This is a genomic window from Flavobacterium sp. Root935 (assembly GCF_001429295.1).
Lineage (GTDB): Bacteria > Bacteroidota > Bacteroidia > Flavobacteriales > Flavobacteriaceae > Flavobacterium.
The window spans coordinates 600,896-613,932 of record NZ_LMJL01000007.1 but is presented as its reverse complement, the minus strand read 5'-3'; the positions used below and the strand labels follow the sequence as shown (position 1 = coordinate 613,932).

Here is a 13,037-nt window from a genome sequence, read left to right as displayed (position 1 = left end):
TTTAGACTTCTTAGACAAAAATAAAAAGCCAATAATCTAAGAAGTCTGATATCTAAAAATCTAAGCAAGTCTAAAAATAAAAATCTAACAATCTAAGCAAGTCTAAATGAAAGGTGTTGCAATAACGGGAATGGGAATTATTTCTTCGATCGGAAATTCGGTTGAAGAGAATTATCATTCGTTAATCGAAAATAAAATCGGGATTTCCCGTATCTCCAATATTTCGACAGTTCATGCAGATGTTATTAAAGTTGGTGAAATTAAAAAAACCAACGAAGATCTCATCGCCGAATTGAACTTAAACAGCGATAATAATTTTTCAAGAACCGCTATGATTGGTACTTTGGCAGCCAAACAAGCTGTTGAAAATGCCGGTATAACCTCAATTAACGAATTTAGAACGGGACTTATTTCGGCTACAAGTGTGGGCGGAATGGACATGACGGAGAAACATTATTACGATTATTTCGAAAAACCGGAACTCGTAAAATATATTACGTGTCACGACGGCGGTGATGTTGCAGATAAAATTGCCGAAGAATTGGGTTTAAAAGGAATGGTAACGACAATCAGCACGGCTTGTTCTTCTGCAGCAAATGCGATTATGCTGGGCGCGCGATTGATTAAAACCGGAAAATTAGACCGCGTTATTGTGGGCGGAGCCGATGGTTTGGCAAAATTCACCATGAACGGATTTAAGACTTTGATGATTTTATCTGACGATTACAACAAACCTTTCGACAATAACAGAAAAGGATTAAACCTTGGAGAAGCTGCTGCTTTTTTGGTTTTAGAATCGGATGAGATTGTGGAAAAACAAAATAAAAAGGTGCTGGCAAGAGTTTCTGGTTACGGAAATGCAAACGATGCTTTTCACCAAACTGCTTCTTCTGAAAATGGAGACGGCGCTTATCTGGCCATGAAAAAAGCGTTTGAAGTTTCGGGATTAAAACCTTCTGAAATTGATTACATTAACGTTCACGGGACAGCAACGCCAAATAACGATTTGTCTGAAGGAAGAGCTTTACGCCGAATTTACGAAGAGGAAAAAGTTCCAGATTTCAGTTCTACAAAACCATTTACGGGACATACTTTAGCGGCTGCGGCTGCGATCGAAGCGGTTTATAGTGTTTTGGCAATTCAAAATAATGTGGTTTACCCGAATTTGAATTTTGAAACTCAAATGGAAGAATTCGATTTGACACCGCAGACTTCCTTAAAAAATAAAAATATCGAACACGTTTTATCTAACTCTTTTGGATTTGGAGGAAATTGTTCAACCCTTATATTTTCAAAAAGCTAATGAAAAAAACATATATAAATGGAGTAGGCTGTATTTCGACTCAAAAAACATTTGATACTGTTTTTTTAGAAGAAGCCGTTGTCAATCATGATGAAAATGTACTGGCAATTGTTCCGCCGGCATACAAAGAATATATTTCGCCTGCTGCAAGCCGACGCATGGCAAAAGGCGTAAAAAACGGAATCGTAGCTTCGGCCTTAGCTATGAAAGATGCGAATGTTGAAAACGTTGACGCTATTATTACCGGCACAGGTTTAGGATGTATTGAAGATTCTGAAAAATTCCTGAAAAGCATTCTGGATAATAAGGAAGAGTTTTTAACGCCAACTTCTTTTATTCAATCAACTCATAATACTGTTGGCGCGCAAATCGCTCTTTTACAGCAATGTAAAGGATATAATTTTACGTATGTAAATGGAGCAGTTTCTTTTGAGTCGGCTCTTCTGGATGCCAAAATGCAGATTGAAGAAGATGAAGCCAATTCAATTTTAGTGGGCGGTGTTGATGAAAATGGTGAATATACAACTGCTCTTTTCAAATTAAACGGCCGTATTAAAGCAGACAATACAGCACCTTATGATGTTTTAACTTCTACAACCAGTGGCGCAGTTTATGGTGAAGGTGCTAGTTTTTTTGTTTTAGAAAACGAAAGAAAAGAAAGTACATACGCTGAACTTCTGGATATTGCGATTGTAAATACGCTGGCAGAAAATGAAATTGAAGCGGAAATTACATCTTTCTTAAAGTCAAATAATCTGGAAATTTCAGATGTTGATGCGTTGATTTTAGGTTTTGATGGAAATGCAACTTTCGAAAATTATTATAAAAACCTGGCTGAAAATGCTTTTGCCCAAACACCTGTTTTATATTACAAACATTTGTGTGGCGAATATGATACGGCATCTGCTTTTGCATTTTGGATGGCGGCTAAAATTTTGAAAACACAGGAAATTCCGGAAATTATAAAAGTAAATTCGGCTGCAAAACCGGCTTATAAAACCATTTTATTGTACAATCAATTAAACGGGAAAAATCATAGTTTTACGTTACTGTCAAAATGATAACGCATAAAAACATCTCGATATTTTTTATCTTTTTATTGCTTTTCATGTTTCTTGTAAACTTTTTAATAGCAATAAATATATGGTGTTATTTGGCAGTAATTTTTCTTTGGATTGGGATTAACGCTGTTGGTTCTTCGAGAATTTCTTCTAATTATCATGTTAAGGCTTTTTGTCATAATCCGTCCGAAACCCAAAAGAAAATTGCTTTAACTTTTGATGACGGTCCTAGTGAATTTACTTTAGAAGTTTTATCACTTCTGAAAAAATACAATGCCAAAGCCACTTTTTTCTGCATTGGAAAAAATATAGAAAAGCATCCTGAAATCTTAAAACAAATTATCGCCGAAGGCCATTTGGTTGCCAATCATTCTTACAGTCATTCTAAGTTTTTTGATTTTTATAATGCCCGACAAATAAAGGAAGAAATCGAAAAAACAGATGAACTTCTGGAAAGATTCACTTCAAAAAAAATAAACTTTTTTCGTCCGCCCTATGGAGTTACGACGCCATCGATTCGAAGGGCTTTAAACATAACCAGACACAAAGTTATTGGCTGGAATATTCGTTCGCTTGACGGAGGAACAAAAAATAAGGAATTGATTTTCAACCGAATTATACAACGGGTTTCTCCTGGCGGAATCGTACTTTTGCACGACACGGCTTCACACTCGGTTTTGGTATTGGAACAGTTTTTGCAATTTTTAGAGCAAAACAATTATGAAGTGATTTCGATTGAAGAACTTTTGAATCTTAAAGCTTATGGAAATTGAACACGGATGAAACAGATTGGCTATCGCGAAGACGCGGATAAAAAAGGATTTTTATTCAATAAAATTATCTGTGGAAATCTTCTTAATCTGTGGAAAAAAAATTAAAGCACATTTTTGAAAAATATGAAAACTAAAATAGCACTATTAATTCTATTTATTTCAGGCAATCTATTTGCTCAGGAACAAAAAATGACGGCTGCAGAAATAGCACAATTTAAAGAAGATGTAAATGTAGTTTCTAAAAAAATAAAGACCTTAACAACTGATTTTGTTCAATATAAACATTTGGATTTTTTATCTAAAGACATTGAAACTTCAGGAAAAATGGTTTTTAAAGAACCTGCACTTCTGCAATGGCAATATAAAAAACCATACAACTACAGCATTACTTTCAAAAACGGAAAAATCCTGATTAACGACGAGGGAAAGAAAAGTGCGGTTGATATTGGCAACAGTAAAATCTTTGCCCGAATCAATAAATTGATTGTAGGAAGTGTAAGCGGGAACATGTTTGATGATAAAGAATTTACAATTTCGTATTTTAAATTGAAAGGTCAGAATCTGGCGAAATTCATTCCGAAAGATGCGACTTTGAAAAAATACATTAAACAAATTGAACTGACTTTTGATAAAGAAGAAGCAACAGTGGTTCAGGTAAAATTATTAGAATCATCTGAAGATTATACCCGAATTGTACTTAAAAATAAAGTGATCAATGCAAAAATCGACGATTCAGTTTTTACTAATTAATTGCCTTTTGGCTTTGGTTTTAGTTTCTTGTGGCTCGGTCACTAAAAATTATACGCCAAAAAAATTAGACAAAATGTCTTATACGGTTCCTTATTTTTCAGATTCCAAAACTGATTATGTTTATAAAACCAACATATCTGTTTACGGAAATGAATTGTCGGGAATTTTTATTGCCAAGAAAATAAATGATACTACACACCGAATTGTTTTTACAACTGAATTCGGTAATAAGTTAATGGATTTTGAAATTTCTGAAACCGATTTTAAAGTCAACTCAATTGTATCAGAATTAGATCGAAAAATCTTGATTAATACATTAAAAGAAGATTTTAGACTGCTTTTAAAAAAGGAATATTTGATTCAGGAGCAATTTGAAAATGAATCGGCAGACATATATAAATCGGCAGATGGAAAACGGGACAACTATATTTTCATTTCCAAAAAAGATCAAAAACTAGAAAAGATCGTTCATTCTTCCAAAACAAAAGAAAAATTTACACTGCTTTTCAATTCAGAAAACAATATTTTTGCTGAGAAGATTCAAATTATTCATCAAAATATTAAGCTTAAAATTGAGCTGAATTACTTTAAATCAGAATAGAAAATTAAACTAACCATAAAACTAAACTAATCCAAAGATGAAAAAAATAGCCTTAATTGCATTCGTATTATTTATCGGAGTTCAATCATCTCAAGCACAGGTAAAAGTTAATCCAGGGCTTAGAGGCGGTTTAAATATATCGACATTAACTAATATTGATGATAATAATTCTAAAACAGATTTTTATGTTGGTGGATTGGTTAATATTAAATTCAACAAATATTTTTCGCTGCAGCCAGAGATAACTTATTCCAGACAAGGAGACGAAGGAAGGGAATATTTTGGAAATGGGAATGATTACCGTTATGTAAATTATGAATTAAATTATATAACGCTGGGAGCTGTTGCAAAATTTAACTTTAATGGTGGTGGTTTTCACGTGTTGGCAGGACCGTCTTTAGATCTAAAAATTGATGATAACTATATAAATTCGAATCCAGAAGGTTTTGATCTTGCTATTGTGGGAGGTGTTGGTTACACATTGCCAAACGGTTTGACTTTTGAAGCTAGAATCAAACAAGGATTAGTTGATATTTACGGTTATGATGGTATTGATTATGACGATGATTACTATTATAATGATGTGATTTTGAATCAAGTTTTTCAAATTGGAATCAGCTATACGTTTAAGACAAAATAAAAAACATGAATAAAAGAATATTTTTTGTTGCTGTTTTTTTTGCAGTTTTAAACATCCAAGCCCAGGTAAGTGTTAAGCCAGGTTTAAGAGCTGGATTTAATTTTTCAACAATTTCTGAAATGCATGCCAATTATAAAACTGATTTTTATGCTGGTGGTTTTACAGAGATTAACATAACGAAACATTATGCGCTTCAACCTGAGATCAATTACAGCAGACAAGGTTCTAATGATGTTGAACGAAAATATTTTGATGAAAATACGCAGACAAACAAAACTGAATATTTAGATCTGGAAATAAATTATTTGTCGCTTTCTGTAATAAATAAATTTACTTTAGCACAAGGAATACAATTTCAGGCGGGACCAACTCTAGATATTTTATTGAATGATAATCTTGCAGTTAGAAAAGCGCAAAATGATCTTGGTGTGGTCTTAGGTGTTGCTTATGCCCTGCCGTCTGGTTTGACTTTTGAAGCTCGATTTAAGAAGGGTCTTCTAGATGTTTTGAGCAGTGATTATTATCAAAATGACTCCAATAATTATTATTTATTTGGAGATTATAATACAAATATTAATTTTCAATTAGGAGTTTCCTATTCGTTTGGAAAATAGAAAATATGGTTTTAAAAGATTTTTATAAAGTACTATCAGAAGAAAAAGCTTCTGATTCAAAATATAATATTACGATTTTAATCAATGAAAAACACGAGGTTTTTAAAGGACATTTCCCTGGAAATCCTATTATGCCTGGTGTTTGCATGATTCAGATTATCAAGGAACTGACAGAATCTATTACAAAAAGTTCATTGATGATTCAGTCTTTGGCAAATGTAAAATTCATGGCGCTTATTAATCCTGAGGTAACTCCGGAATTACGTTTAGAGCTTGATGTTACCATTACTGAAGACAATTTGGTAAAAGTGAAAAACACGACTTACTTTAACGACACTACTGCTCTTAAATTGAGTACGGTGTACAAAAAAATATAATTATGAAACTATTATTGACATTACTTTTATGGGTAAATTTTGCTGGAACGCCAGACTTGGCTTCTATTCGCAAAATGTATACAGATGTAGCTAAATCTGAAAATAATGCTAAAGATTTTGTAGAAAAACTTTCTGGAGTTTCAAATAATGATGATAAAATTTTGGTAGCTTACAAAGCAGCTTCAATTTTATTAGATTCTAAGTTTGAAAATATTTTGGGAAATAAAATTTCTCGTTTTAAAGAAGGTGCAAAACTCCTTGAATCTGTTATTGCCAGTGATCCTAATAACATTGAAATCCGAATGATTCGTCTTAGTATTCAGGAAAATGTTCCAGGAATAACAGGTTATAAGAAAAACATTAAAGAGGATAAAAAATACATTGCTGCACACTATGCAGAACAAAATGCTTCTTTAAAAGAATACTTAAAAGATTTTGTTTTGCAATCTAAAAGTTTTTCTGCTAAAGAGAAACAATTCGTGAAGTAAGCTCAATAAAAACCTCATGAAATCAACGCACGAATTGCTGAATTCGACTAACTTTTGTGTTATTGTACCAACTTATAATAACCAAAAAACACTAAAAAAAGTACTGGATTCTATTTTAGATTTCACCTCAAATGTTATTATAGTCAATGACGGCTCAACCGATTCGACAAGCGAAATACTAAACCAATATTCGCAGCTGACGCAAATTCATCATCCTAAAAATTTAGGAAAAGGACGTGCGCTTCGAAATGGTTTTAGAAAAGCGCTCGAATTAAATTTTGAATATGCCATCACGATTGATTCTGACGGACAGCATTTTGCTGCAGACATTCCGATTTTTATTGAAGCCATTCAAAACGAACCAAATGCGCTTTTGATTGGAAGCCGTAACATGACGCAGGAGAATGTTCCAAAGAAAAGCAGTTTTGGAAACAAGTTTTCTAATTTCTGGTTTAAGTTTGAAACAGGAATCAAGCTCGAAGATACACAGTCTGGTTTTCGATTGTATCCTTTGCGATTACTCCCAAAACGTTTTTATACCAATAAATTTGAGTTTGAAATTGAAGTAATTGTGCGCGCTGCTTGGAAAGGAATTGTGGTAAAAAATATTCCGATTCAAGTTTTGTACGATCCAGCCGAAAGAGTTTCTCACTTTCGTCCGTTTCGAGATTTTACCCGAATTAGTATTTTGAATACTGTNAAAAAAAAAGGCTTTAAAAAGTTCTTTCTAGAAGATATTTTAGAAAGCAACGATTCTAATTTTAAAAAATCTGCTGCAATTGCTTTGGGGATTTTTATTGGACTTTCTCCTTTTTGGGGATTCCAGACTATTTTGCTTTTTACTTTTGCCGCGATTTTTCGGCTGAACAAAGTAATTGCCTATTTAACTTCTAATGTGAGTTTTCCTCCTTTTATCCCCTTTATTATTTACGGTTCTTTGAAAGTAGGAAGCTTTTTCGTTTCCAGCGATGCACCGCTAATTTTAGATAGTTCGATGACATTTGATGATATTCAAAAAAATGCTGCACAATATATCGTCGGAAGTCTTATTTTAGCAACCGTTTCGGCACTATCAGTTGGTCTTATTAGTTATTTACTTTTAACGGCTTTTAGTAAAAAACGCATCAAATAAAATTTATTTATTTTCGCCACGAATTTCACGAATTAGTACAAATTAATTCGTGGAAATTAGTGAAATTCGTTGCAAAAAAATTTTAAACCTAAACCATGCATCAATACTTCTATGCCATTCATTTATTTGTAAATCGAAGAAAGTCTCTTTCGGTTTTTTTGGCTGTTTTGATGCTTTTAGTTTTCGGATTTTTTGCTTCACGATTAAAGTTTGAAGAAGATATTACCAAACTTATTCCAACAAACGACAAAACAGATGTTACGGCAAAAGTGCTCAAACAATTAAACTTTGCCGACAAAACTACCGTAATTTTCAAACTCGAAAAAAACGGTTCGGCCGATGATTTAAAAGAAATGGCTATTGCTTTTTCAGACAGCGTTTCTAAATCCTGCAAACCATTTATAACTGGAATTCAAGGAAAAATCGACGAAGAAAATATTCAGGAAACCATTGATTTTGTTTACAACAATCTGCCTCTTTTTCTAGATGATAAAGATTATCAAAACATTCAGCAGAAGTTAGAAAAAGACAGCATTGCAGCAACTGTTCAGGGAAATTATAAATCTATTATTTCTCCTTCAGGATTTGTTACCAAAGACTTTATTTTGCAGGATCCGTTTGGGATTTCATTTATCGCTTTAAAAAAATTACAGCAACTAAATATTGGTGATGATTTTACACTCGAAAATGGTTTTGTAATGACGAAAGATAAAAAGAAATTGCTGCTTTTTATCACTTCTAATATTCCTTCGAGTGAAACCGAAAAAAACACCATTTTTGCCGAAAAGCTCAAATCTATTCAGGAAAACCTAAATCAGAAATTTAAAGGGAAAACATCTATCAGTTATTTTGGTTCTGCTTTAATTGCTGTTGCAAACGCCAATCAAATTAAGAGCGACATTATTTTAACGACATCCATTGCGATGTTTACGTTAATGCTGATTCTGATTTTATTTTATCGGAAAATCTTAATTCCGCTTATTATTTTTCTGCCGACCGTTTTTGGAGGTTTATTTGCAGTTGCTTTTTTATATTTCGTTAGAGAACAAATCTCAGCAATTTCATTAGGAATTGGTTCTATTTTGCTCGGAATTACAATCGATTATTCTATTCATATTCTCACACATTACAAACATAATAGCGATGTAAAAACTCTTTACAAAGACATTACAATGCCTGTTATCATGAGCAGTTCTACAACTGCTGTTGCATTTTTATGTCTGCTTTTTGTAAAATCTGATGCGCTAAATGACCTCGGAATTTTCGCTGCTGTTATTGTTATGGCAAGTGGAATTTTTTCACTTTTAATTGTTCCTCATTTATACAAACCAAAAGAAAATCCCGCAGAGCACAAGAAAAATGTGATCGATAAAATGGCTCATTTTTCTTTTCACAATAATAAAATCTTAATCGGATTGTGCGTGATTATAACTATTATCTGTTGTTTTACTTATAACGACGTTGGTTTTAATAACGATTTATCACAGCTGAATTTTATTCCGAAAGACATTAAAGCCGCCGAAAAAGAATTGGAACAAAGTACCAGTTTAACTTCCAAAACCATTTATGTCGCTTCGTACGGAAAAAGTATGGAAGAAGCTCTGCAGCATAATACTAAACTATTTGGAGATTTATCTAAAGAAAAACAGCAGGATAAAATTTTAAATTTCAGTTCAGTTGGCGGTATTGTACTTTCACAACAAGCGCAAATTGAAAAAATTAATAAATGGAATTCATTTTGGACTTCGCAGAAAAAGCAATTCATAAAATCAGAATTAATTGCTGAAGGCGCTAAACTTGGATTTAAACCTACAACTTATAATTTATTTTTTGATCATTTAGATTTTGATTTCAAACCTGTTGCTGCTGCTGAGTTTTTAAAAATCAAAGCACTTCAATTACAAGAATTTATAACCGAAAAAAAAGGTTTTTATACGATTTCGACTTTAGTAAAAGTATCTCCTCAACAGCGAGATTCATTTGTAAAATCAGCTTCAGCTAAAGAAAATGTAATTGCCATCGATCGCCAGCAGATGAACGAAACGTTTTTCAGTACTTTAAAAACAGATTTTAATTCACTTGTCAATTATTCTTTCGTTGCCGTAATTCTAATTCTATTTTTCTTTTTCAGAAGAATCGAATTGGTTATTATCAGCTGTATTCCAATTGCTTTAACTGGAATTGTAACCGCAGGAATTATGGGCATTTTCGGCATTCAAATGAATATTTTCAGTATGATTGTCTGTACTTTGATTTTCGGTCATGGAGTCGATTTCAGTATATTTATGACGAGCGCATTACAAAAAGAATATTCGACCGGCGTTAACGAAATCGCAGTTTACAGAACGTCAATTATTTTGGCGGTCATTACAACGATTTTAGGAATCGGTGCGATGATATTTGCCAAACATCCTGCATTGACTTCGATTTCAGCAGTTTCTTTAATTGGGGTTTTTGCAGCTCTGATTATTACTTTCATTTTTTATCCGATTTTATTCAAACTGTTTTTATCAAATCGCCCAAAAAAGGGAAATCCTCCTTTTCAATTGAGAACTTTTGTTCATGGCGTAATTTCGTTTGCTTATTATGGTTTAGGCGGAATCGTAATGTCGATTTTTAGCTTTACCATTATGCCAATTTTGCCTTTCAGCAAAAAATCAAAAATGAAAGCGTTCCGATACGTGATTTCAAAATTCATGAAATCGGTATTGTATTCCAATCCGTTTATACGCAAAAAAGTCATTAATAATTTTAATGAAACTTTTGAAAAACCAGCCGTAATTATTGCCAATCATTCGTCGTTTATAGACATTTTGACAATCGGAATGCTGAGTCCAAAAATTATTTTCTTGGTGAGCGACTGGGTTTACAACTCCCCTATTTTTGGCGGAGTTGTGAGAAAAGCAGGATTTTATCCCGTTTCTGAAGGTCTGGAAGGAGGCGTTGAACACTTACGAAAAAAAATAAACGAAGGATATTCGTTAATGGTTTTTCCAGAAGGAACACGATCCGAAAATAATGTGATTAAACGCTTTCATAAAGGTGCTTTTTTCCTTGCTGAAGAATTTAATTTAGATATAATTCCGATTGTCATTCACGGTGCTTCAGAACTGATTCCGAAAGGTGATTTTGTCATTCATCATGGAAACTTGACGGTTAATATCTTAAAGAGAATTAGTCCTGATGATTCCTCATTTGGAACAAATTATACCGAAAGAACCAAACAAATTAGTTCATTCTTTAAAGCAGAATATCGAAAAATTCGACAAGAACTTGAAGGTCCAGAATATTTCAAAAAAATGCTGATCGCCAGTTATGATTATAAAGAAATTGAAATTGGCAACAGCGTAAAAGAAGATTTAAAACAAAATCTGGAAACCTATTATAACTTAAATAAGCACATTCAGCCAAAAGCAAAAATCCTGCATTTAGGAAATGATTATGGACAGCTGGATGTTTTACTAGCTTTGCAGGAACCGCAGCGAAAAATATTTTCTTTTATTACTGAGGAAGAAAAATTGCTTGTCGCAAAAACGAATTATATCGTTACAAAAAGAAAAATATCATATTTGGATCAATTGGAAAATGCATTTGAAAATCAATATGATGTGCTTTTAATTTCTGACGAAAGTTACAAAAACGACCTTGAAAAAGGATTTCGAAACGTTTCTTTTATAATTTTAGTAAATTGTCCGAATTTAAAAAATCAGATTACAAATTCAAATTTTGAAATAGTTTCAGAAGAAAAGGGTTTACTTGTTTTAAAGAAAAAAGAATGAAAAAGCAGTACGATGTAGTAATCGTTGGCAGCGGTTTAGGCGGATTGGTTTCTGCTGTTATTCTGGCAAAAGAAGGCTACAGCGTTTGTGTGCTCGAAAAAAACAATCAGTACGGGGGAAATCTTCAGACTTTCGTAAGAGATAAAACCATTTTTGATACGGGAATTCATTATATCGGAGGTTTAGGCGAAGGCCAAAATCTTCATCAATATTTCAAATATATTGGAATAATGGATGATTTGAATCTGAAAAAACTAGATGAAAATGGTTTTGATATTATTTCTTTTGAAGATGATAAAACCGAATATCCGCATGCACAAGGTTTCGAAAATTTCATTCAACAATTAACAAATTACTTTCCCAAAGAAAAAGAAAACCTCTTGAACTACTGTCAAAAGATAAAGGAGGTATGCAAGGCATTTCCACTTTATAATCTAGAATCTGAAGGAAAATATAATGATGAAATTTTAGCGCTTAATGCGAAAGAAACCATCGATTCTTTTACTCAAAATGAAAAATTGAAAGCAGTTTTGGCTGGATCCAATTTTCTTTACGCTGGAATTGCAGAGAAATCTCCGTTTTATGTACATGCGCTTGTTGTCAATTCGTATATCGAAAGTTCATGGCGATGCGTAAATGGCGGAAGTCAGATCACGAAACAACTGCTCAAACAACTCAAAAAGTACGGCGGCGAATTTTTTAAACATAAAGAAGTAATTCAATTTGAAGTTGAAAACCAAAAAGTAAATTCGGTTAAAATGAAAGATGGAACCGAAGTTTCCGGAACATATTTCATTTCTAACATCGAACCAAAAACGACTTTGAAAATGGCGGGTCAGGAAAATTTCAGAAAACCGTTTTTCAATAGAATTCAAAATCTGGAAAATGTCTTTTCAGCTTTTAGTCTTTATATTGTTTTTAAACCCAAAACTTTCAAATACATCAATCATAATTATTATCATTTTAAAAGTCAAAATGACGTTTGGACCGCGCATGATTACGATGAAAATTCATGGCCAAAAACCTTTATGGCTTCTATGAATCCTTCGAAAAAAGACGAAGAATGGGCAGACGGAATGACCTTTTTAACTTATATGAAATATGAGGACGTTAAAACTTGGGAAAACACTTTTAATACCACTTTTGAAGAAAATGAACGAGGCGAAAATTACGAGGAATTCAAAGCTAAAAAAGCGGCAAAATTTTTAGAAGAAGTTGAAAAGAAATTTCCTGGAATTAAAGACTGTATTAAATCGGTTCATACTTCGACCCCGCTTTCGTACCGCGATTATATTGGCGGCGACGGCGGAAATATGTACGGCTACATTAAAGATTCTAATAATCCTATGAAAACTTTAATTCCCACAAAAACTAAATTAGAAAATCTGTATCTTACGGGCCAAAGTATCAACATGCACGGTGTCTTGGGCGTTACGGTTGGAGCTGTTTTAACCTGCTCTGAGATTGTAGGTAAAGATTATCTGCTGGAAAAAATTAAAAAAGCATCTGAATAATTGAA

12 protein-coding genes and 1 pseudogene are annotated in these 13,037 nt (G+C 33.0%); all 13 read left to right on the top strand.

Translation table 11 applies throughout. The features are described 5' to 3' along the window. The first annotated feature begins 106 nt into the window (after positions 1-106). A complete protein-coding gene (locus ASE40_RS04155; protein WP_057115530.1) occupies positions 107-1,303 on the top strand; it encodes a beta-ketoacyl-[acyl-carrier-protein] synthase family protein in 1,197 nt (398 codons plus the stop codon). After that, the gene (locus ASE40_RS04150; protein WP_057115529.1) at positions 1,303-2,364 is read left to right on the top strand and encodes a beta-ketoacyl synthase N-terminal-like domain-containing protein; all 1,062 of its coding nucleotides are present in this window, start codon (positions 1,303-1,305) and stop codon (positions 2,362-2,364) included. The genes ASE40_RS04155 and ASE40_RS04150 overlap by 1 nt, the downstream gene beginning before the upstream one ends. A 92-nt stretch (positions 2,365-2,456) precedes the next feature. Then, a complete protein-coding gene (locus ASE40_RS04145) occupies positions 2,457-3,137 on the top strand; it encodes a polysaccharide deacetylase family protein (RefSeq protein WP_241774318.1) in 681 nt (226 codons plus the stop codon). Between the two features lie 123 nt (positions 3,138-3,260). Then, positions 3,261-3,887 carry an outer membrane lipoprotein carrier protein LolA gene (locus ASE40_RS04140; RefSeq protein ID WP_057115527.1) on the top strand — a complete coding sequence of 209 codons (627 nt, stop codon included), beginning with the start codon at positions 3,261-3,263 and terminating at the stop codon, positions 3,885-3,887. Then, entirely contained in the window at positions 3,853-4,488 is a 636-nt protein-coding gene (locus tag ASE40_RS04135; RefSeq protein WP_057115526.1) for a hypothetical protein, read from the top strand. Before ASE40_RS04140 ends, ASE40_RS04135 begins: the two co-directional genes overlap by 35 nt. Before the next feature lie 37 nt (positions 4,489-4,525). Then, complete coding sequence (locus tag ASE40_RS04130; RefSeq protein ID WP_057115525.1) at positions 4,526-5,128, top strand: porin family protein; 603 nt, start codon at positions 4,526-4,528, stop codon at positions 5,126-5,128. A 5-nt stretch (positions 5,129-5,133) separates the two neighbouring features. Beyond that, complete coding sequence (locus tag ASE40_RS04125; protein ID WP_057115524.1) at positions 5,134-5,742, top strand: porin family protein; 609 nt, start codon at positions 5,134-5,136, stop codon at positions 5,740-5,742. A gap of 5 nt (positions 5,743-5,747) precedes the next feature. Continuing rightward, the gene (locus ASE40_RS04120; protein WP_057115523.1) at positions 5,748-6,119 is read left to right on the top strand and encodes a 3-hydroxyacyl-ACP dehydratase; all 372 of its coding nucleotides are present in this window, start codon (positions 5,748-5,750) and stop codon (positions 6,117-6,119) included. A gap of 2 nt (positions 6,120-6,121) precedes the next feature. Then, positions 6,122-6,607: a hypothetical protein gene (locus ASE40_RS04115; RefSeq protein ID WP_057115522.1), complete on the top strand. Its 486-nt coding sequence runs from the start codon at positions 6,122-6,124 to the stop codon at positions 6,605-6,607. Between the two features lie 16 nt (positions 6,608-6,623). Next, positions 6,624-7,306: pseudogene (locus ASE40_RS22265) on the top strand (glycosyltransferase family 2 protein); the annotation flags it as partial. Between the two features lies 1 nt (position 7,307). Continuing rightward, the coding region (locus ASE40_RS22260; RefSeq protein ID WP_241774317.1) for a DUF2062 domain-containing protein at positions 7,308-7,739 on the top strand (432 nt) is incomplete at its 5' end. A 95-nt stretch (positions 7,740-7,834) separates the two neighbouring features. After that, positions 7,835-11,518 carry a 1-acyl-sn-glycerol-3-phosphate acyltransferase gene (locus ASE40_RS04105; protein WP_057115520.1) on the top strand — a complete coding sequence of 1,228 codons (3,684 nt, stop codon included), beginning with the start codon at positions 7,835-7,837 and terminating at the stop codon, positions 11,516-11,518. Next, positions 11,515-13,032 carry a phytoene desaturase family protein gene (locus ASE40_RS04100; protein ID WP_057115519.1) on the top strand — a complete coding sequence of 506 codons (1,518 nt, stop codon included), beginning with the start codon at positions 11,515-11,517 and terminating at the stop codon, positions 13,030-13,032. The genes ASE40_RS04105 and ASE40_RS04100 overlap by 4 nt, the downstream gene beginning before the upstream one ends. Positions 13,033-13,037 lie beyond the last annotated feature (5 nt).